Raw genomic sequence first — 22,176 nt, forward strand, 5'->3', positions numbered from 1 at the left:
TCAATTCGATTACTAATTCATTATCTCAGATTTGGAGATGTTCCAATTCCCTATCAAAATCAAAGAAATCATTTTCGGCTCCCCTCTCGCATTCTCGCTCGCATCATACCCTAATTCAGCAACGCCCGCTTTAATACAGAACCAGCACCTAAACCACCAAGCGCTAATAGACCCAACACAGAACCAGGTTCAGGGACAGAGCTAGTCGGCTGGTTCAGGCTGATAGAGTAACTGCCAGAGCTACTCCCCACCCCCACACTGCCATAAATAGGGCCGGAGGTGGCAAAGTTGGCAAAGGATGAAATTCCTAAAAAGTAGTTACCGGCATCCAGAAACTCGTTAAGAGTGGATCCCAGCGTAAGCTGAGAATCGTCGTTCTGAGCGAGTAGCGTGCCTGAAAAATCAAACAGTTGCAGTATGGTATCGAAGTTTGCACCACCAACTGTTGTAGCGTTGAATAACCCACCACCCCAAGAGAAAGAGAAAAGGTCGGCATCATTGCGTGGAGAGATAGTTCCTTGGATAACATCAATGCCACCGCCAACGTTTTGGGCAGTATTTAAAGTCTGACCTGCATCACCAGATTCAGTAAAAGTGGCAGCCTGTGCCGTTCCCCCTATTCCCAAGAGAAGTGCTGCTCCGGCGGTAGCTATCGATAATTTCTTCAGCAAAGTTGAGGTGGTCATAAAATTCGTTACTCCAAAAAAGTGAATGTTGAGTGTGTGGATAGTGATTGTGAAATTTACTGGTGCGCTGCGCTATCGCTTCACGCCACTTGCAGCAACCCAAGCGAATCCTTCCCTTAACCCCAAAAAGTTCTTGAAGAGTAAGGGCGAACCGACAGGTCGGCGCTTCGCTATCGCCAGAATTCTCTTATCTATAGCAGATGCAAATTATTTGAGTAGAGCTTTAGCTTGCTCTTTAATGTTGAGTTTTTGCTTGATTGCTGACTGAGTAAACTATGCCGTACTTTCCCTAACCGCCGCAATGCTTTTCGCTCATCTTTACCAAAAAATTACATACTTTGGATAGATGTTTTGAGTATAAACACGCGAATTATTTAACCCAATCGCAATCTCTACAAGGCTTTTATCCGTGCCAATACTTAGGAGTTTGACCAGAGATAATCTGAAGTTTATGTAAAGTTTCAGTCAAAACTGGGTTTTTGAAGGCGATAGCGAAGCGCAGAAAAAGTCAGTTCGCACTTGTTGGTACGCAGAGTGCGATAGCAAAGCGCAGAAAAAGTCAGTTCGCTCACAAAGCCTTCCTCAACTTTACTGCTGTATCGTGTGAGGCAAGGGTGAGGTGAACAGCAGGTGCGATAGCGAAGCTCTGACAAGTCAGTTCGCGTCTGCAACAAGGTTTATCATCAGCTACCTTTACAGCTATTGGAGAGAGTGTTTTAATTGGACTCTTCAAAAAGAGATGGGAAGTTGCGACGACCACTCACAACACGCAAAATTTCAACGCCGTCATCCAAAACTCTGTAGAAAATGATATAGCCTTCAAGAGGCAATCCTCGTAAGTCAGCGCGTACTTTTGCGTAGCTTTTACCACTGTTTGGGAAAGAAACTAATTGTTGACACTTACGGTTGAATTCCCGGAAAAATTGCTCACCCGCTTCAATGCTAGTGTCGGCAAAGTAGTCGGCAATCTCATTGAGATCGCGACTAGCGAGGATATTGATAACGTAGCGACTCATTCTTGTGCCTGACGAGCTTGTTGAAACCGTTCTAGAATTTGGTTTACAAAAGTTTCACCGTCAATCGGTGGTGTCTGGTCTGATGCCGAAATTGCCGCGTCAATTTTTTCTCGCACATCTTCCACCCATTCAGTTTCAGCGCGATCGTACTCATCGAGCAAGCGTAGGGCAACTTCAAGAACTTCTTCTGCTGAGTGGTATTTTCCAGCTTGAAGCTTGGTTTGAATAAAGCGCTCTTGGTTGGGTGTGAGGCTGATGCTCATAAAAAACCTCTATCAAGCTATCCACCATTTTAAGTCGAACATGATTGCTTGCGATCGCGCGTTGCGCTGACTTGTCAGTTCGCGCTCTTGCGAACTGTTCCAAAGGGCGATAGCGAAGCGCAGAAAAAGTCAGTTCGCACATAAACCCTCACTCGCCTTTCTAGCGGTATCGTGTGAGGCAAGGGTGAGGTGAACAGCAGGTGCGATAGCGAATTGTCACAAAAACGATAGCTCCAACCGCCTCTGGGAAAGGATTTAGATGAAGGCGATCGCTAATAATTTTTGAGAGATTGCAGACCGTGATTCTACTTACAATACCCTGATGCCTCAGCTTTTCTAATACAACAATTCAAGATTACTGATTGAATGATTCCTGTTAACAATCAATTTTTCAGTAGATATAAATACCTGTAGACTATTAATCGTTAATTCCATCACCTAGCTTGAGCGATCGCTCAAGCTAACTTATCATTAAAGCTTATGAAATTGCATTTTATTCCTAGAGGTTGGTGGCGATCGCTCAAGTATCTCTTGTTACTGTTTCTGGCATCATTCATCACAGTATTGCTGGCTGGCAACCCTATCTGGGCGATCGCGCAAAGCGCAATGCCACCAGAAGCGATCGAGCAAAGCCCAATCCCAGAAGCCACCCCTCAGAAACGTTTTCAAGAAATTCGCGGCGTTTGGATGACCAATAATGACATTGACATCCTCAGAGATCGCCCCAAACTGCAAAATGCTGTGAGTCAACTGGCGCAGCTAAACTTCAACACGATCTATCCTGTAGTGTGGAATTCTGGCTATGCGCTCTACGAGAGTGCCGTAGCACAACGGGAAGACATTCAATCTTCTGCCCGTAAAGGCTTACAGGGACAAGATATCATCGCTGACCTGATTACCCAAGCCCATCGCCAAGGCTTGCTAGTGATTCCCTGGTTTGAGTTCGGTTTCATGGCTCCCCCGATATCGGAACTGACATCAAATCATCCTAATTGGATTACGCAACGGCGGGATGGTAGCCAAACTTGGATTGGCGCTGCTGGTGAGGTTGTGTGGCTCAATCCTTTCCATCCAGAGGTGCAGCAGTTCATCACCGAGTTGGTGCTGGAAATCGTCACTAAATATGATGCCGATGGCATTCAGTTTGACGATCACACCAGTTTGCCCAATGAATTTGGCTACGATCGCTACACGCTTGCCTTGTACAAACAGGAAACTAAGAAAAATGCACCTTCCAATCCCCAAGATCCTGCATGGGTGCTATGGCGTGCAGATAAAATCACGGCATTCATGACACAACTCAACAAAGCTGTAAAACAGAGGAAAGCCAACGCAATTTTCTCTGTTGCTCCTAATCCTTACGTCACTGCTTACAATACTTATCTGCAAGATTGGCTTACTTGGGTGCGACAAGATATTGTGGACGAGTTAATCGTGCAAGTTTATCGTCCCAATCTGCAAAGTTTTCTCGCTCAGCTCACCCGCCCGGAAATTCAAGAAGTGCAACAAAAAATTCCCACCGGAGTTGGTGTCCTTACAGGCTTAAGAAATAAGCCGGTTTCGATTAAACTGATTCAAGCCAAAGTGCGGGCAGCTCGCGATCGCGGCTTGGGTGTAACTTTCTTCTATTATGAAAGCCTTTGGGACGATGCACCAGAAACCATAGCGGAACGGCAATCTAATTTTCAAAGTCTCTTCAACTTCCCGGCTTCCCGCTTTGCGATTAGATAACCTCCCATTTTTTGCGTAGGGGCATGGCACAGAAAAAGCCCCTACAGAACGTGAATGAGTGTAAGTTATTTAATCTACGTTCCTATTGGTTTCCGGAGTTCTCAGGTTAGGGTGCAAACAGGGTTACTTGGCACAGAAGATTCTAAAGTATTTATCTACTCTTTGACCCCGATCTAGCCGGGAGCATCCCGATGACAGGAAATATACGCCCACAGGCTAGAAGCCTGGGGCTAGAAGAACGAAGCCTGATGAGAGCAGGCTTTGTTTGTTTAGCCGCGAATGCGAGTCGTCGGACATTTTTACTTTCATTGGGATGCTCCCGATCTAGCCTTCCCTAAGTAAGACTATTTATCAATTAGAGCCGTCCCTCTGGTAGAGGATCTAGATGAAGGCGATCGCTAATATTTGTAGTGGGTTGTGGAAAGTCTGGGTTAGGTGAAATAACACCTTACTTACTTCTGCTGGGTTGAGTAGTTTGGAGACTTGAAGCTATGCGCTGGGAATTCGGTCGGAAAAGCAGCAACGTTGAGGACAGGCGCGGTGGTGGGGTTTCTGGTCCTTTGGTAGGGGGTGGCATTGGCACAATCGTTCTGGCGGTGATTGTTGCCCTCTTAGGCGGCGATCCTGGTGCGGTGTTGCAGCAAGGACAAGAACAAGCGCCGAGCGATCGCAACTCCACGGAGTCTCCTGGAACACAATCATCTGCTGCAAGCGATCGCATGACTGATTTCGTTTCCGTTGTCTTGGCGGATACGGAAGATACATGGGGTACTCTGTTTCGCCAAAGGGGAGAGAACTATGTCGAGCCTAAGTTAGTTCTCTTCTCAAATGCGGTAGAGTCGGCTTGTGGTTATGCACGAGCGGCAGTTGGGCCGTTTTATTGCCCCGCCGATCAAAAAGTCTACATTGACTTAAGTTTTTATCGGGATTTGAAGTATAAGCTCAACGCACCAGGAGACTTTGCCCAAGCGTATGTAATTGCTCACGAGGTTGGGCATCATGTCCAGAATTTAATGGGCATTTCTGATAAAGTTCGTACATTACAGCGTCAAGTTGGTCGCGCCGAAGCGAATCAACTTTCAGTCAGGTTAGAGTTACAAGCAGACTGTTTTGCTGGTATCTGGGCAAACCATGCGAATCGTTCTCGGCAAATTCTGGAAGCAGGCGACGTTGAAGAGGCGCTGAATGCTGCTAGCAGTATTGGAGACGATCGCTTGCAAAGTCAGTCCACAGGACGTGTTGTCCCGGATTCTTTTACTCACGGTAGTTCAGCGCAGCGAGTCCGCTGGTTCAAGCGGGGTATTCAGACAGGCGAACCTGCACAATGCAACACCTTTGCAGCAAATCCTTAAACATTATCTGGTGTCTGAATTTTAAGTAGGAAGCGATCGCAATCTCCAAAGCGCGATCGCTTGTTTTATTCATGGTTGCGATCGCGCTTCTGTGTGGAGCTTATCGATGGCAAAGACGATAAAATTCTGTCATAGTGGCAATGATACCGAACTCAAGGTGATGACAACAGCGATTCCTTCATCCCTTACCCTCGAAGAATTCCTGAAACTGCCAGAAACTAAGCCTGCCAGTGAATTTATTGGCGGTCGAATTCACCAAAAACCGATGCCTCAAGGCAAACACTCTCGCCTGCAACTTAAATTTTGTGATGCTGTCAATCAAGTTGCAGAAACTCCACGAATTGCCTTAGCGTTTCCAGAATTACGCTGTACATTTGGTGGGCGCTCGATCGTTCCCGATGCTTCTGTATTCCTTTGGGAACGAATTCCTTTTGAAGCGGATAGCGAAGTACCGAATGCTTTTGCAATTTACCCGGATTGGACGGTAGAAATTCTCTCACCCGAACAGAGAGCAACTAAAGTCATTAGTAACATTTTGCACTGCCTGAAATATGGCACTGGGCTTGGATGGTTAATCGATCCAGATGAGCGGTTAATTTTGGCATTTATACCAGGACAAGAACCAGTGGAGTTAACTGGTAGCGATCGCCTACCAATCCCAAAATTCCTCACCTTGGATTTAACCGTCGATCGAGTCTTTGGATGGCTTAGGGTCGGTTGATTGGTACTGAACTCTGCATCATACTCACTTGACACTATACATAAGCGCGATCGCATTTTCACTTGGGCTATTTAGAGCAGTAATTTACACTTACAAAGAATCTGTACCACCAGTGCGGTATAAATTAAGAGTTATGCTGCTTAAATAGTCGGCGGAGGCAGCCTTTCAAAGTTTTTCAGTCTTAAGTTAAAGTCCTAAACCCTTGCCATACACTCCGTAATAAAGGCAGTTTTATGAACTCGCGCATTCAATCATATCTACGAGTTGCAGCGAACCACCAACGCGACACAGAGCGCATAGGTTCGTTTCTCGCCACCTTCACCCCTTCCAATGACAATCCTTTTCTCAACTATGCCATTCCCGATGACCATGCTACACCGTCACCCGCAGACGTGACTGCCCTCATCGCCGCTTATGAAAAACGTTTGCGGAAGCCGCGCTTGGAGTATATCGCGCAGTTAGCGCCTGCTGTCGAAAGGACACTGATCGATTTTGGTTTTCGCGTTGAGGGTCATCTGCCACTGATGACGTGCGCTCCTGGATCAGAACAGATCCTTCCCATACCTCCAGGTATTGAGTTGGTTTTGCCCGCCTCTGATGCCGACTTGCTTTCCATCGTCACAGTTCAGCAAGAAGCTTACGGTGATTTTACACCAGACCCCGCAGCTGTCACCCGTCTCCGAAACAATCTTGCAGCAGGTGGAATCGCTGTCCTCGCTAAGATTGCGGCAACGGGTGAGCCTATCGGGGCGGGTATATGTTCTGTACCGAGCGATCAAACGACAGAGATTGCAGGTATTGGTGTACGTGCTGCCTTCCGCCGTCGAGGTGTGGCAGGAGCGCTCACAACTCGATTGGTACAGGAAGCCTTCGCTGCGGGTATCTCTGTACCCTTCTTAATGGCTGCCCATGAAGCGGAAGCACGGATCTACGCTCGTGCAGGCTTTCAGGCGGTCGGTGAGATTCTACATATCTCGCATTTGCCAGCCTAGATACCGCCGTTCGTGTCGGGAGGCGATCGCAATCTCCAAAGCGCGATCGCAATCTCTTATTCATGGTTGCGATCGCGTAGCTGACAAGAAGCGATCGCGTCTTCACTTGGGCTTGCGATCGCAATGCGGTGATGCTGAAACGAACAGCTACCATAATACTGAAGAAGTATGCGCCGTCTACTTTGAAAGATTAGGTTCCACAACATTTGGGAAGTTTTGAAAATTGCGCCGCACCCAGTCCATACCCACCTCATTATTGAGTTTAATTTTCTGAGGCGTATTCGGATAAATTTTACCCAAAATATCAGCATCTTGATCAACTACCACCTTGCCAAACTTGAGATATGTCCTGCCAAATAGCTTAAAGGCAGGGTGCGTGGCTTGACCAAATAACAAAATGTAAGTCCTTGTGCGGTTCTCGGCTTCTGGGACAAAGATGTGACACTGGGCTACTTTACCTAATGGCATTTCACCATGAAAAATCACAAGAAATGGGAAGTAGTTTTCCAGGTGGGCTTTGAGGGTTGTCGGGAGTAGGAATAAATCGAGTTTTCTCAGCTTTTCTGCCAAGCTGTAAGGGGCGGTAGGCATATCATAAAACGCATGGGAATGATGCCCATTGTCAATGAATTGATGAAATTCCACATTGGTAATCCGGAACAATTCCCGGTGAGTGCCGTTTTGGTGATTATAGTCGTGCATATTCAGCAACATGGTGAGCAAATCAGTCTCTACACTTATATCTGCGGTATGCCCGACAAAGTAGTAGGTGTCTGCAATGTCATTCAGCACTATAGGAATCGGCACTTTCGGCTCGTATCCACCGTAAGACCAGATGAAATTTCCTTGAATTGTTAACTCTAAAGGTTTCAGTTGAGGCAATGTTTTCTTCCCCAATCCCGGCAAAACGGTACATCCTTCTGAATCAAACGGCAAGGCATGAAACGGGCAGACGACAGTACTCGTCCCATCAATATGTGCTTCGCACCATCCTTCTGACAACATTGCTCCCATGTGAGGACAGGCATTTGGCAAGGCATGGATTGCTCCAGCAGCGTCTTTCCACATTACATAATCATTACCATACAGAGAAATTTTCCGAGGTTGGTTTACTACCAACATCGACTTGTGCGCCAACAACCAGGGCGCACCGAAAAGCATAGACTGCATAATGTTCTCCGCTAGAGATAAAATTGTGAGAAATCCGTCGTGTTTTCAGAATATGACAGAAGATTCACATTCGTCAAGAAGTCTGCGCCGTCAACCCAAACAGCAGCGAGGTAAAGAACGGGTCGAAAAAATCTTGGATGCAGCGGCGGCAGTGTTTGACGAGGTGGGCTATGAAGCTGCAACCACCCATCTGATTGCAGCCAAAGCGGGGACGGCGATTGGGTCTGTGTATCAGTTTTTCCCCGATAAAGCTGCCATTTTTAATGCGATGGAATTACGCCATATCGAGCGGGTTAAGACCTTGTGGTCGAGGGCAGATACTCCAGAGATGGTTCGATTACCACTCCGACACATGATTCATGGATTGGTCAGCGCTGTCGCACAGATGTTTGAACAACCTGTGTCACGGGTGGTGTTTGTGCAGTTTTTTATATCCCGCGAGATTTTCCAGTCGATCGATGAAAGCATGACCCAAGAAGCAATTGACTTTATGGCTGGTCTCTTAAAGCAAAGAAATTCGGCATTGAGTAAGGCGCAATGTAGTCTATTGGCAGAGGTTTGCGTTCACAGCAGTAATGCTGTCATTCTGTCGGCACTTCGCAACCCAGAGCAACAGCATCGTCAACAGTTGGTGCAGCAGATTGAGGACTTGTTAGTGTCATATTTAGAGCCGTATGTAGGTGACAAGCGGTTGGGCGATGTAATGAAAGTAATGAAATGTCCGCATTGTCAATCGGAGCAGTTATCTAAAAACGGGTATCGAAGGGGGAAGCAGTGCTATCGCTGTAAGGACTGTGCGAGACAGTTTGTGGAGAATTCCCGCCAGTTATAACCACCGTTCGGTAACAGTATCAATCGCCTTTACGCCACACACCAAAAAGAGCGATCGCAATCCCCAAAGCGCGATCGCTCTCTTTATTCACCGTTGAGCAGGTCTTTGGATAGCTTAGAGTAAGTTGATGAGTGATAAACTCTGCATCAATATCAGCGCTCTCGCCAACAAACATCTACAGTTAAACCCAACCTACGGCAAAATAAAAGGGAGGTCAATTCTGGAGCGGCTATGTCTAAGAGCAAAAAGCACAATCTCCAATGGCTCAAGGAAACCCTAGAGCTAAAAGAAGACCACAACTGGAAATCAAAGCCAGGAAATCGGATCTTCGTAGCAGGACGAGGAGCGTTGCGCTTCGATGTCCCCCAAGATTGGCATTTTGAACCGGATGAGAAGTCATTCCGGTTTTTAGACAAAATGCCACCCAACGATGATGCTCGCTTAGAAGCTTCCTTTAATTTACTGCCCCCTGGTAATTGGGCAGATTTCCCGCTGGTTCCGCTATTAAAGAAGGTGGTTAAAGATGATGAGCGTCAGGCGATCGCGCCAGGGGAAATTATTCAGCTCAAGCGCCAAACTGCCCGCATCGTTTGGACTCAATTCAAATTTATTGACCCTGAAGAAAACCGCGAAGCTTATTCCCGAATCTGTATTGGGCTAGGTTCTGGTGTTCAGTGTCTGATTACTTTTGACTACTGGGTGGACGATGCGGAGCGGATGATTCCCGTATGGGATACAGTTATGGATTCGCTAGTTCTAGGGCTTTATATCCGCGATCCTCGAACCGGACTCGCATTACCCGACTAGAAGTTGGGAAGTACACAAGTGCGTGCAGCAACAGCTCTTCGCGAGCGATCGCCTTCTTGATGAAGCCAGAGCGAACCGACAGGTCGGCGCTTCGCTATCGCACTGGCATTCATACATACAGGACTTACGCAAAGCTTATACATATAGCGTTTTTTCGGGTTCAATCCCCCGGTGGTTGCCCTTACTATGTACTGATGTTGCGTAAGTCCTGACATAGTTATACTGCTTAAGTAATTAGTGAGCTTGCTTACTTCGTCTCGCGTCCGCTGACCTTTGCCATTAGATAGCAGCGCTGACTTGTTGACGAATGGGAATATTTATCGCAAACTCGGTTCCCTCACCAGGAGTGGAGAAACATTCCAATTTGCCGCCATGCTTTTCCGTGACAATTTGATAGCTGATGGACATCCCCATCCCCGTTCCTTTCCCAATCTGCTTAGTTGTGAAGAAGGGATTGAATATCCGTTGCTGAATGTGGCTGGGAATACCAGGACCGTTATCTGCGATCGCTATTTGCACCCATTGCGAATCAATCACTGAAGTGGAAATAGTAATTTGACCAGGATTGTCCTTTCTCTCCTGATACGTCCACTCGGCTTTGGCTTCTTCCAGTGCATCAATCGCATTTACCACAATATTCATCAAGACTTGGTTGAGTTGTCCAGGATAACACTCCACAGGAGGCAAATTGCCATAATCTCGAATCACTGCGATCTCTGGGCGGTCTGGTTTGGGTTTCAGGCGATGTTGCAAGATCAGCAACGTACTTTCAATTCCTTCATGGATATCCACCTCCTTCATGTCCGCTTCATCCAATCGAGAGAACGTCCTTAGTGATTTAACAATTTCTCGAATCCGTTCAGTCCCCAATTTCATGGATGAGAGTAACTTCAACATATCTTGGTTGATAAACTCTAAATCCATATCAACAATTTTGGCTTGAATTGCAGATGTGGGAAGGGGATATTCATGCTGGTAGAGTTGCACTAACTCTAGAAGATTCTGAGCATATTCATCGACAAAGGTGACATTGCCATGAATAAAGTTGACTGGATTATTAATTTCATGCGCTACTCCAGCAACCAATTGTCCCAAACTGGACATTTTTTCGGTCTGAATCACTTGTGCTTGAGTGCGCCGCAAATCAACCAGGGTTTGTGAGAGTTCTGCAGTACGAGCTTCGACTCGATTTTCCAATTCGGCGTTAGTCTGTGCCAGTTCGTTAAAGGAATCTTGTAACTGAGAAGCCATGTGGTTAAAGGAGTGTGCCACCGCATCTAACTCTTTGATGTTGGTAGTTGCAATCGTTTGGTCTAACTGTCCAGTGGCGATCGCTTCGGATGCCAAACTCAACTTTAAGATGGGGCGAGTAATCCAGCGGGATGTGTAAATTCCCAAGATCGTTGCCACTGCCAATGCTCCCAGACACAGGACGATAGTTGTGCGAGTGTTGGCGTTAATTTGGGAATTGAAATCAGATTCCGGCACGGTGACCACCACCAGCCAGTCTAACCCAAAGCGATCGCGCCAGGGAGTGACCTGAATAAACTGATGCTGTCCGTTGAATATCACCTCAAGTTCTTGAGTATTTTGAAGGGTGGTGAAATTCTGGAATTGTTGTTTTAATTTGGCTGCCACGGCGCGAATCAACGGATCTGGGCTTTCTAGGGCATTCAGGCGTTTTGTCTCACCATTGACTTTGTGTACGACTGATTGAGTGCTGGAACTGCCAATCAGCAAGCCATCGCGTTCCATGATAAAAACTTGTCCGGAACGGCTAACTTTCAGGTTGCCCAAGAATTTACTCACATTCGTTAGCAGCAAATCTACCATCAGAAGACCCAACAGATTACCCTTCTGGTCATAAACTGGATATCTAGCGGGGACTGCCACATAGTAATTAAGGCCAATATCAGAAGTGCCGCTTTGGCTTTGTATTGCCTTGCCTGCTTCAGTAATCTGTACCGTGTTCTCAAATGCGTATGTGTAGATAGCAGCCCAGGCTGGCTTACCTATTTTAATGATGTCTTTCACTCCTGGTGGCGATAAAGGATCGGCCTGATAACTCTGCAAAAGGCTTGTCCGGTTTCCCCGTTGATCGGCGATGTAATCCGATGCCACACCGTCTCCAGGGAGATTTTCATAGACCAGGAGATCGACTCCATTGACCCAACGCCCAGCACCTGATTCCCCACCATTCGGTAAAGCATAGCCAATATAGCTAAGCGTTTCAAATGCTCTAGCTTGACTCCAGAAATACTGTTCGCTAGCTTTGGGGTCATTCAGATTTAATCGTCCAGAAGCGATCGCATCTGCATTGATTTGGTTCAACTGCTGTGGTAGTGCCAGATAAGTATCCAGGTGTTCATCAACCTGTTGACTGGCTTTGTCAATCAGTTGATTGGCAAGGTCATTGACCGCTTTCTGTCCGTTTATAAATGAGAGATAGCCAACTAGCCCTACCGCTGCAAATATTTGTAATACAAAGGGAACTATAAGAATCAGCCGCAGGGGAACCTGTTGAGTAGCCTTAGCAGGATAACCAGGTTTGGCATTCATTCGCGTTACTCAGAGAACAAAAAGTTGTACATAATCTTAGAGTTCCCAGATACCTTAATTTACTAACGGCTTTTGAAGAGATCGCTCAAATTTAGGCTGAGTGGCAATACTTTTCGGTTAAGGCTCGATCCCCCCTAACAGAGCTTAAAAAGTGGGAACTTAGCCCCCCCTTTTTAAGGGGGGTAGGGGGTTCTCCGTGGGCAATACATCACTAACCGAGATGTATTGGGCTGAGTAACATTGTCAAGTTAATCATGCAGCAATGCAAAAAGACACCGTTCTCCCCAAACAAAGTCAAGGTGAGGATTCAGGGCTGGCAGCTTAACAAATTGAAATATTGATGAGCTGTTGTGAATTTGGTTGCTGATTTGGGAAGACTATTAATAAGCTCACAAGATTTTCTGCTGCTGGCACTGATAACGCCGCTAGACCGTTAGACCCTGAAAGACTATCCAAATCTCGGATGTGTAGGCTCCCTTTGAGTTCACGTTCCCCAGCACTGGTGCAGTTTGTTGGGTTTCGCTTACGCTCTACCATTCTCTACGTTTTTTCAAGGGTTTCAGGAGTTTTGGATAGTCTTTCAGCCATTAGACCTCAGTGAAGACGTACTTCAAGGTTATTCAGTGCCGGGTGGGGATTTTGGGGCTGATTCAATCAGGGTTATAAAAACAAAGTCGTAGGTAACTAAGTATGGAATTTTGTGGAACTCACCTTCTTGTTGAATTCAGTGATTGCCGTAACACAGAGCTTCTGAATGATGTAGACAAAATAGAAGAACTGATGCGAGAAGGATTGAAAGTAGCCGACTTTACATTAGTGCAACTATTCAGTCATAAATTTTATCCAATTGGGGTAACTTCAGTGGCGATCGTTAGTGAATCTCATGTTTCTATCCATACTTATCCTGAGACAGGTCATGCCTCAATTGATATCTTTCATTGTTCCGATGGTTCACTTCAAGTGTTACGCCTGATGGACTATCTAAAGCTTCACTTTGAGCCATCTCAGTTTTCCTATGCTGAGGCTACACGAGGTCGCAATTTAAAAGTCTCAGCAAGCACTTCAGCTTGTTTGCTTCGCTGTGTAGCTTAGCAGTCAAGTAACGCCAATTAGAACTCCACAACTAAAACAACTCTCTGAGATTTCCAACATGAAAGTATGCGTTCTGCAACCTGACTATTCTCAATCGACGGTAAACTTTGAACCATACACTTCACTGAGTTATTTCCCCAATCTAAAGCCAGAAGACGAAGTAGAGTCTGTAGTCCTCAATAAAGCAACAATCTATCGTCAGTTAAAAGAGTTGAAGAAAGGGGGTTACGATATCTTTGTCAATCTTTGTCGAGGTTATAGACATTGGGATGTTCCTTCTTGCCATGAAGTAATGAGCGCATTGGAGGCTCTGAACCTTCCCTACACAGGTTCTGCCGCAACTTTGTATGATTCTCCTAAGCAGGAAATGAAGCATATTGCTTATTTTGCAGGAGTTGATACGCCAGCATTTTGGGTTGCCCAAACGCTGACTGATGTAGAGAATGCCGCTGTCGAACTAAATTTTCCTTTGTTTGTCAAACCAGCAGCATCCGGAGATGGTCTGGGAATTGATGCGCGATCGCATATAACTACAAAAGAGGCTCTGTTAAGCAAAGCTACTGAGCTAATTGCTGACTTTGACACCATCCTGATTGAAGAGTACATCGCTGGACGCGAGTTCACAGTGCTTTTGGTTGCTAACCCAGACGATGCTTGTTCGCCTATTGTCTATCAACCGATCGAGTTTGTGCCGCCGAAAGATGAGCATTTTCCAGCCTACGATCTAAAACTCCGTCAAAGTCACCCAGAATGGTATGTTCCTTGTGACGATCCGCAGCTTGAGTTAAGTTTGCGAGATGCGGCTAGACGACTATTTTTAGAAATGAATCAGGGTGGTTATGCTTCGATTGACTTGAGAGTTGACGAGAATGGAGAAATCTTTTTCCTAGAAGTTAATTCCCCTTGCGCTGTTTTTGGTACTCAGGGTTATGAAACGGTAGCAGATTATATTCTGAAGTTTGATCCAGCAGGTCACGCTGGATTTTTTAACCAGATAATTGCAGAGGGAATTACCGGACACCAGCGCCGTCAAAAGAAATATCGCGTAGGCAAAAGCGCGATCGCAACCTATGGCATTTTTGCGACTCAGGATTTCAAAACTGGCGATGCGATCGTGCCAGGAGAAGCAAGAACACAGCGCATTGTGACCCGTTCTCACGTTCAATCTCGCTGGACTGAAGCAGAGCAAGCATCTCTGTTGCGTTATATTTATCCTTTAGGTGAAGATATTCTGGTTTTGCGTGACTCAAATCCAGGGAACTGGATATTACAAAACCACTCTTGTGACCCCAACACCGGGTATCAAGGACTCGATCTGATGGCGCTACAGGATATCAAAGCGGGTGAGGAATTGACCGTAGACTTTGCTGCATTCTGTGGTGAAGATATGGAGGGATTTCAGTGTATGTGTGGATCTCCTAAATGTCGCGGAGACATTCAATTTGCATCTTGTTGCAAACCGGGAAAAAATTCCACCTATTCCCTAAATCTAATGCAGACAGAAATGCTTGCACAACGGGTATTGGAAGCTTCCACTCAGCCTTCATAGTTGTCAATTAGACTAACAAAATTCTGTATGCAAATGACAGATCAACATCAAACAAACTCAGACAAAGTGGAATTGACCGAGGCAGTCCATAACTTGGCATATCGATTAATCAGCCAAGCTGGTCAGCGGGTCAGCGAACGGTTGACTGCGTATATGGCGCTACCCCACCAACTGAATCAACTGAATGCAGAGATAGTTGCTGCGGGTCAACTGGATCTCAACAATGCGATCGCTAGCGAACAGCATTTATGGAGGCTTGCTAAAATCTTTCCCAGTATTAGCTACATCGGTTTTGCCTTAACTGACGGTAGTAAAGAATCAGGCGCTGGAAGATGGATCGAGAGAACACAATTGTCGGTTTACGAAAATCGGAATTTTCAAGGCTGCGATTATGCAACCGATGAGCAGGGAAACCGCACTCATCTGATCCAAAGCTATGATTATGATGCCCTGTCGCAGTCTTGGCATAAACAGGCGCTTGAGGCAGGAAAACCGATTTGGACGCACATCTTTACGGCTGATATTGATGATGTAGAGGTTGCTGACGAAGAGTCTGTGCAACCTGAAGATACCTCCTCTAATGTCGGTTATCAGAATTATGTGGCGGTTAATGCCGAACGTCCACTCTATGACAAAGATGGCAAGCTATTTGGGTTGGCAATTGTTGATGTGCTACTAAGCGAAATCAGCAAGTTTCTGGGTACCCTGAAAGTTACTCCTTCTGGACAAGTTTTTATCATAGAGCGCGATGGAATGTTGGTGGGTAGTGCTGATGAGCATTCCATTGTGCATAGAGTGGATGGCAGACTGGAACGGTTTAATGCTCTCAACACGCCAAATCTAGCGATTCGTTCTATTGCTGAAGAGTTGCAAAAACGGTTTAACAACTTTCAAACGATTCAGGACAGTCAACAGTTTGATTTCTCCTTAAACGGCGAACATCAGTTTATTTATGTAACTCCTTGGCAGGAGGAATATGGATTGAACTGGCTTGTGGTTGTTGGCGTACCTAAATCTGATTTGATTTGATTGCGGATAGCCATTCTGCTTTAATGTGAGCAGGAACATTTGTAGAGACGTGCCATGCGCTTCTCTACAAATAATAAAAGCAGGACTTACGCAAAGCTTATACATATAGCGTTTTTTCGGGTTCAATCCCTCTGTGGTTGCCCCCAAATGTGGTGATGTTGCGTAAGTCCTGAAAAGGGTTAATTATTGTTTGAAGGCGAGGTTATTAAACAATGCAAGGCTGGATATTACCAACATTAGGCGCTTTAATCGTATGGGGATTTTGGGGGTTTATTCCTAAACTGACCACGACCTATTTGGAACCAAAAAGTGCGATTGTTTACGAAGTAGTGGGCGCTTTAATATTAGGGGTAATCGTCCTCGTTTCTTCGCGATTCCAACTGGACGTACATCCAAAAGGTATTGCCTTTGCTATAACCACGGGGATGCTGGGTTTTATAGGTGCTTTTTGCTTCCTTCAAGCAGTTTCCAAAGGTCCAGTCACTTTGGTGGCAACGATGTCTGCCCTTTACCCCGTTATCAGCATCCTTCTGGCGGTATTTATATTGCATGAATCAGTCACACTCCAGCAGAGCGTAGGAATTGCGCTGGCTATTTTAGCAATGATTCTAGTGACTGCTTAGGGATTTATCAAAATAGCTAGTTGTAACGGGTCTTTGAGTTAGTTATTAATAGAAGGCGGTAATTTTAAGTTAATTGTTAGAACGCGATCGCAAAGCGGGGCGGATACCCTCTGGAGCTTCCCACAGCCTACGCCAACGCCCCCTTTAGGGGTTTAAGAGTTTGGCTAATGGGTATCTCCATTGCAAATTCTGCTCCTTGTCCCGGTGTGGAATGACAATTCAATTTCCCGCCATGTTTTTCGGTCACAACTTGATAACTGATGGAGAGTCCTAAACCAGTCCCTTTGCCAATCGGCTTGGTGGTGAAGAACGGATCAAAAAGTTTGGTTCGCACATCCTCCGCCATTCCTAGACCGTTATCCGCTATGCGAACAATCACCCCCTTAGAATGACTTAGTTCAGTGGAAATGCGAATGATACTTGGATTACCTACAATCTCTTCAAAGGTACGTTCCCGATCGTATTCATGCAAGGCATCGATTGCATTTGACAGCACGTTCATGAACACCTGGTTGAGTTGTCCCGGATAGCATTCTACCAACGGCAGTTGGCTATAGTCTTTAATGACTTGAATACCTGGATGATCGGGAGTTTGTTTCAAGCGGTTGAATAAGATTAGTAATGTGCTATCTAATCCTTCATGAATATCCACCTCTTTGAATTCTGCTTCATCTAGACGGGAAAAGTTGCGGAGAGATTTGACAATTTCCCGAATGCGCTCGGCTCCTACTCGCATTGAGGTCAGCAACTTGGGAAAATCTTGTCTGAGAAAGTCGAGGTCGATCTCTTCAATCTGATCTTGAATGTTTGCAGTGGAATTGGGATATTGCTGCTGGTAAATATCTACCAGATTCAGCAAGTTTTGAGCATATTTTTCTGTATATATTAAATTGCCATGAATAAAGTTGACCGGATTATTAATTTCATGCGCTACTCCAGCAACCAATTGTCCCAAACTGGACATTTTTTCGGTCTGAATCAGTTGTATTTGAGTGCGCCGCAAATCAACCAGGGTTTGTGAGAGTTCTGCAGTACGAGCTTCGACTCGATTTTCCAATTCGGCGTTAGTCTGTGCCAGTTCGTTAAAGGAATCTTGTAACTGAGAAGCCATGTGGTTAAAGGAGTGTGCCACTGCATCTAACTCTTTGATGTTGGTAGTTGCAATCGTTTGGTCTAACTGTCCGATGGCAATGGCTTCGGATGCCAAACTCAACTTTAAGATGGGGCGAGTAATCCAGCGTGATGTGTAGATTCCCAAGAGCGTTGCCACTGCCAATGCTCCCAGACACAGGACGATAGTTGTGCGAGTGTTGGCGTTAATTTGGGAATTGAAATCAGATTCCGGCACGGTGACCACCACCAGCCAGTCTAAACCAAAGCCATCGCGCCAAGGAGTGACCTGAATAAACTGACGCTGCCCGTTGAATATCACCTCAATTTCTTGAGTATTTTGAAGGGTTTTGAAATTATTAAATTGTTTTTTTAATTTTTCTGCCACAGCGCGAATCAACGGATCTGAGCTTTCTAGCGCACTAAACCGACTTGTTTTGCCATCGACTTTGTGTACTACTGGTTTAGTGCTGGAACTGCCAATCAGCAAGCCATCGCGTTCCATGATAAAAACTTGTCCGGAAGGGCTAACTTTCAGGTTGCGAAGAAATTCACTCACATTCGTTAGCAGCAAATCTACCATCAGAAGACCCAACAGATTACCCTTCTGGTCATAAACTGGATATCTAGCCGGGACTGCGACATAGTAATTGATCCCAACATTGGAAACTGGGTTTTGGCTTTCCAGTGCCTTGCCTGCTTCAGCCATTTCTACAGTGCTTGTCTCAAACGTAGAGATTCCAGACCAGCCTGGTCTACGTGTTCTCAGCACTTGTTTATTCCAAAGGTTCGCTAACGGATCGTTTTGATAGCTTTGCACAAGACTGACACGATTTCCCTGCTCGTCAGCGAGATAGTCTGATGCCAGACCGCCTCTGCGGGGATTTTCATAGACAAGAAGATCGACTCCATTGACCCAACGCCCCGCGCCTGATTCTCTGCCATCCGGTAAGGCGCAGCCAATGTAGCTAAGATTTTTAAAAGCTCTGGCTTGACTCCAGAAATACTGCTCACTAGCTTTGGGGTTATTCAGATTTAATCGTCCAGAAGCGATCGCATCTGCATTGATTTGGTTCAACTGCTGTGGTAGTGCCAGATAAGTATCCAAGTGTTCGTCAACCTGTTGACTGGCTTTGTCAATTAGTTGATTGGCTAGGTCATTGACTGCTTTCTGCCCGTTTATAAATGAGAGATAGCCAACTAATCCTACCGCTGCAAATATTTGTAATAAAAAGGGAACTATAAGAATCAGACGCAGGGGGAACTGTTGAGTATTCTTAGCAGGACGATCTGTTTTGATGTTCAAGGGGGTCGCTCAACCGAAAGTTTGAAGTAAGTACACAAAGGTATTGCATCTTACCTTATAGTTCCCGAATGGAGTGGAAAAATACCATCTGAGCTTAAGTTTCAGTAGAAAAGCTTAAACGATAGCGATCGCAGCTTAATTCAAGCCCAGTTGTCAGAATTGCCTGGTTTCGTTTCAGTCTGCGATTAAGCAGCCTCGCTTGCGATAGCGAAGCGCAGAAAAAGTCAGTTCGCGCTGGTGTCTGCGTGCAGCAAAAGCTAAACGATGCGATCGCCCTTAGTAATCATCAGTCCTGGGTGAGGGTGTAGTTGAGAGGTTGTCCGTGGGAGGCGATCTCGTTTGAAGTCGGTGTTAGACCTGATCACTCTGCGGGAAAACTAGAAATAGGCGTTCAAGTCGCTGCAAGACTCAAAGCTTTTCCCAACGGATAGCGTATTACAATGCAGGTTCATTTATGAATAGCTGTTCATCGATTGACAATGTTCAAAGTTTTGTTAAAGCCATTGGCGATAACCCTGTAGCATGGAAACTTCTTCTTAAAAGACAAGTTACACACTTTTCAATGGGGACAGGAATAGTATCCTCCGTGAGACATACTACCCTGACCATAAACTACTTAAGCTTCCCATTGAACAATTGTAAATATGAAAAAATACTATTTCTTAAAGAATTTGGAAAGATAAATCCACCTATTCCGCTTGGAGAAATTCTTAAATTAACACAACCGGAACAGCTATCAGAAAAATTGGCTTTGCTTAAGAGCCTGAATAATTATTTTGAACAAAACTTTCTCAATGCTTACAGCTTTTATCAAGCTAATTATTCTAAGCATATATCGCTTCAGGAGTATCAAACTGAAAAGTCGAATTATGTGCAATCTTGGGTAAAAAATCACTTGAACTCCAAGCCTGATCTTGAACAAGCAGCAGCTATTGGTGCAGTTGAAAGTCATGTTCAAGTAGTGGCTAGGGCTGGGAGTGGTAAAACCTCTACTTTGGTCAACCGAGCTTTGTTTTTACAGAAACATTGCGGCATCGCACCCGATGAGATGTTGTTGTTAGCCTTCAATCGTAAAGCAGCAGAGGAAATACGAGAGCGCCTCGCCAAGCAGCTACAAGGTTCTATTCCTCATGTAATGACCTTTCACGCATTAGCCTACGCTTTGGTTCATCCTGAAGAAAGCCTACTTTTTGACGAACCAAATGGTGAACAAAGTAAAAGCCGCGCCCTACAGTCTGTAATTGACGACTACCTACGCGACCCAGATTACCGCGAAGAAATTCGTGTTTTGATGATGGCGCACTTTCGTGAAGACTGGGAGCGCATCGCTTCGGGGGGCTACGACAAAAGTCCTGAAGAGATGCTGCGTTACCGCCGCTCATTGCCAAGAGAAGGACTTGATGGAACATACCTTAAATCTTTTGGCGAGAAGGTCATTGCTGACTTCCTATTTGAACACAATATCAAATATAAATACGAGCGTAATTTTTGGGGGGGTGGAATCAATTACCGCCCTGACTTTACAATTTTTACTGGAGACAACCAAGGGATAGTTCTAGAATATTTCGGACTCGAAGGCGATCCAGATTATGATGCAATGTCCGCTAAAAAGCGACTGTATTGGCAAAATAATTCTAACTGGCGTTTACTTGAACTCTCTCCAAGTTCTTTAAAGCATGAAGGCGTGGAAGGTTTTTGTACTTTGTTAAAGCGCTCTATTGAAGATTTCGGAATTACTTGCGATCGCTTGAGCGAAGAAGAAATTTGGTTGCGAATCAAAGACCGCGCTATAGACCGATTTACTAAGGCAGTAGTGGGATTCATCCAGCGATGCCGCAAACTGTCCCTCACCTCAGAAAAGTTAGCCATAATCGTTGATACTCATAGCTGTGCTAACAGTATCGAGCAACGTTTTTTGGGGCTTGCACAAACATTTTATAAGTCCTATCTGGAACGTCTTAAGGCAACAGGCGAGGACGATTTTGATGGACTGATGCAAAGAGCCGCTGAGATCGTTGCATCAGGAAAAACTGTATTTCGCCGTAAATCTGGCGTTGGAGATTTGAAGCATCTGCGATACGTGTTCATTGATGAATATCAAGACTTCTCAGAACTATTTCACAATTTAATAGAAGCAATTCGAGAACAGAATCCTCAAGCGCTCTTTTTCTGTGTTGGAGATGACTGGCAAGCAATCAATGGCTTCGCTGGTTCTGACCTCCGGTTTTATCAAAATTTCGCGCAATTTTTTCAGCCATCGCGCAAACTAAACATAGCTACCAATTACCGCTCGGCGACTTCGATTGTCGATATCAGCAATACATTGATGCAGGGATTAGGTACTCCTGCCCGCGCTCATAAGAGCATATTAGGAGTCGTTGAGATTGCCGATCTAGGAACTTTTCAGCCAACCCAAAAAGAGTTAGAAGATCATCCAGGAGATACCTTAACACCTGCCGTATTACGCCTAGTGGACAAGGCTATTCAGGAAGACAAAGACATTGTTTTGCTCAGTCGCAAGAACAGTTTACCGTGGTATGTGAATTACAGAGAGCGCCGGAATAAGTCGAGGATGGCGTACTCGATAGTTTTCTACAACAAGTGCGATCCTATCTACCTGAAAACTTAAGGCACAAGGTAACTATATCGACAGCTCACAAGTACAAAGGTCTAGAAAAAAAGGTAGTCATCATACTAGATGCTGTCCCTCGGTGTTACCCCTTACTCCATCCCGACTTGATGCTTTCTCGTGTTTTTGGTGATAGTATTCAGAAGGTGTTTGACGAGGAACGCCGTCTTTTCTACGTTGCATTAACTCGTGAAGTAGAGCATTTGTTTATCCTCACTGAAACGAACAACGTATCGCCTTTTCTTGAAGAATTGAGGAGCAGAAAAACCATTTCTTCAGTGAATTGGTCTAATTATCAGTCTTTGGTTGGGTCGGTAAAACACCTCACTATCAAGGTAGGGAACCAAGCGGGACGGAATGGAAACGGTACTTACGCGATCAGAGACTTGCTCAAGGCTGAAGGCTATCGCTGGAGAACAACTGGATGGTGTGCTTGGTGTCGCACCTATCCAGCACAAAACTTCTCATTACAACAATTTTTTGATGACGCTGAGTGGATTTCTCGTGCTGTTGGAATTGAGGTGCGGTTTTATGACGATTTTGAGAAGATGCTGGCGACCTATCGGGTTAACGGAGGTCAGTTGACTTGCGTCGTTGACAATATTCCAAATCTCGAATTTGACGATATCCTGTTTTAGACCATGAGGGTGCGATTTGTAATCCCTGTCGGTTCTTATATTATCGAAGGTGGACGCAGTGCGATCGCGCC

Annotated in this window: 22 protein-coding genes; 14 read left to right on the forward strand and 8 right to left on the reverse strand. The window is 45.4% G+C overall.

The features are described from left to right. Window positions 1–110 precede the first annotated feature (110 nt). A complete protein-coding gene (locus ACFW2W_RS08215) occupies window positions 111–686 on the reverse strand; it encodes a DVUA0089 family protein (protein ID WP_378175848.1) in 576 nt (191 codons plus the stop codon). A 49-nt stretch (window positions 687–735) separates the two neighbouring features. Here ACFW2W_RS08215 and ACFW2W_RS08220 point away from each other — a divergent pair, with 49 nt between their 5' ends. Beyond that, entirely contained in the window at window positions 736–954 is a 219-nt protein-coding gene (locus tag ACFW2W_RS08220; RefSeq protein ID WP_378175851.1) for a hypothetical protein, read from the forward strand. Window positions 955–1,402: 448 nt separating this feature from the next. Here ACFW2W_RS08220 and ACFW2W_RS08225 read toward each other — a convergent pair whose 3' ends face one another. Together ACFW2W_RS08225 and ACFW2W_RS08230 are read right to left on the reverse strand one after the other, a co-directional pair. Next, window positions 1,403–1,702 carry a type II toxin-antitoxin system RelE/ParE family toxin gene (locus tag ACFW2W_RS08225; RefSeq protein ID WP_378175854.1) on the reverse strand — a complete coding sequence of 100 codons (300 nt, stop codon included), beginning with the start codon at window positions 1,700–1,702 and terminating at the stop codon, window positions 1,403–1,405. Beyond that, window positions 1,699–1,965 (reverse strand): type II toxin-antitoxin system ParD family antitoxin, encoded by a 267-nt coding sequence (locus tag ACFW2W_RS08230; RefSeq protein ID WP_378175857.1) that lies wholly within the window; start codon window positions 1,963–1,965, stop codon window positions 1,699–1,701. The genes ACFW2W_RS08225 and ACFW2W_RS08230 overlap by 4 nt, the downstream gene beginning before the upstream one ends. 480 nt (window positions 1,966–2,445) lie before the next feature. On the opposite strand from ACFW2W_RS08230, the gene ACFW2W_RS08235 reads away from it, so the two are divergent. From ACFW2W_RS08235 to ACFW2W_RS08255, 5 genes are all read left to right on the forward strand, one after another. Next, complete coding sequence (locus ACFW2W_RS08235; protein ID WP_378175860.1) at window positions 2,446–3,696, forward strand: family 10 glycosylhydrolase; 1,251 nt, start codon at window positions 2,446–2,448, stop codon at window positions 3,694–3,696. Between the two features lie 491 nt (window positions 3,697–4,187). Then, entirely contained in the window at window positions 4,188–5,048 is an 861-nt protein-coding gene (locus tag ACFW2W_RS08240) for a neutral zinc metallopeptidase (protein WP_378175863.1), read from the forward strand. A 160-nt stretch (window positions 5,049–5,208) separates the two neighbouring features. Continuing rightward, the gene (locus tag ACFW2W_RS08245; protein ID WP_378175924.1) at window positions 5,209–5,769 is read left to right on the forward strand and encodes a Uma2 family endonuclease; all 561 of its coding nucleotides are present in this window, start codon (window positions 5,209–5,211) and stop codon (window positions 5,767–5,769) included. A 233-nt stretch (window positions 5,770–6,002) separates the two neighbouring features. After that, the gene (locus tag ACFW2W_RS08250) at window positions 6,003–6,761 is read left to right on the forward strand and encodes a GNAT family N-acetyltransferase (protein ID WP_378175866.1); all 759 of its coding nucleotides are present in this window, start codon (window positions 6,003–6,005) and stop codon (window positions 6,759–6,761) included. After that, entirely contained in the window at window positions 6,727–6,981 is a 255-nt protein-coding gene (locus ACFW2W_RS08255) for a hypothetical protein (protein WP_378175869.1), read from the forward strand. Before ACFW2W_RS08250 ends, ACFW2W_RS08255 begins: the two co-directional genes overlap by 35 nt. Here ACFW2W_RS08255 and ACFW2W_RS08260 read toward each other — a convergent pair. Continuing rightward, window positions 6,939–7,931 carry a Rieske 2Fe-2S domain-containing protein gene (locus tag ACFW2W_RS08260; RefSeq protein ID WP_378175872.1) on the reverse strand — a complete coding sequence of 331 codons (993 nt, stop codon included), beginning with the start codon at window positions 7,929–7,931 and terminating at the stop codon, window positions 6,939–6,941. The genes ACFW2W_RS08255 and ACFW2W_RS08260 overlap by 43 nt on opposite strands. Window positions 7,932–7,983: 52 nt before the next feature. Here ACFW2W_RS08260 and ACFW2W_RS08265 point away from each other — a divergent pair, with 52 nt between their 5' ends. Continuing rightward, window positions 7,984–8,763, forward strand: coding sequence for a TetR family transcriptional regulator (locus ACFW2W_RS08265; protein WP_378175875.1), 780 nt, complete (start codon window positions 7,984–7,986; stop codon window positions 8,761–8,763). Between the two features lie 19 nt (window positions 8,764–8,782). On the opposite strand, the gene ACFW2W_RS08270 is transcribed toward ACFW2W_RS08265, so the two are convergent. Next, window positions 8,783–8,938 (reverse strand): hypothetical protein, encoded by a 156-nt coding sequence (locus tag ACFW2W_RS08270; protein ID WP_378175878.1) that lies wholly within the window; start codon window positions 8,936–8,938, stop codon window positions 8,783–8,785. Between the two features lie 56 nt (window positions 8,939–8,994). On the opposite strand from ACFW2W_RS08270, the gene ACFW2W_RS08275 reads away from it, so the two are divergent. Continuing rightward, on the forward strand, window positions 8,995–9,570 hold the full coding sequence (locus ACFW2W_RS08275) for a hypothetical protein (RefSeq protein ID WP_378175881.1): 576 nt from the start codon (window positions 8,995–8,997) through the stop codon (window positions 9,568–9,570). On the opposite strand, the gene ACFW2W_RS08280 is transcribed toward ACFW2W_RS08275, so the two are convergent. Both ACFW2W_RS08280 and ACFW2W_RS08285 read right to left on the reverse strand, forming a co-directional pair. Further along, complete coding sequence (locus ACFW2W_RS08280) at window positions 9,567–9,785, reverse strand: hypothetical protein (protein ID WP_378175884.1); 219 nt, start codon at window positions 9,783–9,785, stop codon at window positions 9,567–9,569. The two genes, ACFW2W_RS08275 and ACFW2W_RS08280, sit on opposite strands and share 4 nt — an antisense overlap. A 64-nt stretch (window positions 9,786–9,849) precedes the next feature. Then, window positions 9,850–12,129: an ATP-binding protein gene (locus tag ACFW2W_RS08285; RefSeq protein ID WP_378175887.1), complete on the reverse strand. Its 2,280-nt coding sequence runs from the start codon at window positions 12,127–12,129 to the stop codon at window positions 9,850–9,852. Between the two features lie 690 nt (window positions 12,130–12,819). On the opposite strand from ACFW2W_RS08285, the gene speD reads away from it, so the two are divergent. The 4 genes from speD (at window position 12,820) to ACFW2W_RS08305 (ending at window position 16,422) form a co-directional block, all read left to right on the forward strand. Beyond that, a complete protein-coding gene (speD, locus tag ACFW2W_RS08290; protein WP_378175890.1) occupies window positions 12,820–13,221 on the forward strand; it encodes an adenosylmethionine decarboxylase in 402 nt (133 codons plus the stop codon). Between the two features lie 58 nt (window positions 13,222–13,279). Next, window positions 13,280–14,770: an SET domain-containing protein-lysine N-methyltransferase gene (locus tag ACFW2W_RS08295; protein ID WP_378175893.1), complete on the forward strand. Its 1,491-nt coding sequence runs from the start codon at window positions 13,280–13,282 to the stop codon at window positions 14,768–14,770. 33 nt (window positions 14,771–14,803) lie between these two features. Beyond that, window positions 14,804–15,799, forward strand: a complete 996-nt coding sequence (locus ACFW2W_RS08300) for a hypothetical protein (protein WP_378175896.1) — start codon at window positions 14,804–14,806, stop codon at window positions 15,797–15,799. Window positions 15,800–16,011: 212 nt separating this feature from the next. Beyond that, window positions 16,012–16,422, forward strand: a complete 411-nt coding sequence (locus tag ACFW2W_RS08305; RefSeq protein ID WP_378175899.1) for an EamA family transporter — start codon at window positions 16,012–16,014, stop codon at window positions 16,420–16,422. A 127-nt stretch (window positions 16,423–16,549) separates the two neighbouring features. On the opposite strand, the gene ACFW2W_RS08310 is transcribed toward ACFW2W_RS08305, so the two are convergent. After that, window positions 16,550–18,838: an ATP-binding protein gene (locus ACFW2W_RS08310; protein ID WP_378175902.1), complete on the reverse strand. Its 2,289-nt coding sequence runs from the start codon at window positions 18,836–18,838 to the stop codon at window positions 16,550–16,552. A gap of 454 nt (window positions 18,839–19,292) precedes the next feature. On the opposite strand from ACFW2W_RS08310, the gene ACFW2W_RS08315 reads away from it, so the two are divergent. Together ACFW2W_RS08315 and ACFW2W_RS08320 are read left to right on the forward strand one after the other, a co-directional pair. Continuing rightward, window positions 19,293–21,467: a UvrD-helicase domain-containing protein gene (locus ACFW2W_RS08315; protein ID WP_378175905.1), complete on the forward strand. Its 2,175-nt coding sequence runs from the start codon at window positions 19,293–19,295 to the stop codon at window positions 21,465–21,467. Then, complete coding sequence (locus ACFW2W_RS08320) at window positions 21,440–22,105, forward strand: 3'-5' exonuclease (protein ID WP_378175908.1); 666 nt, start codon at window positions 21,440–21,442, stop codon at window positions 22,103–22,105. Before ACFW2W_RS08315 ends, ACFW2W_RS08320 begins: the two co-directional genes overlap by 28 nt. The last annotated feature ends 71 nt before the right edge of the window (window positions 22,106–22,176 follow it).

The organism is Coleofasciculus sp. H7-2, assembly GCF_042747725.1.
In the GTDB taxonomy this organism is placed as follows: domain Bacteria; phylum Cyanobacteriota; class Cyanobacteriia; order Cyanobacteriales; family FACHB-T130; genus FACHB-T130.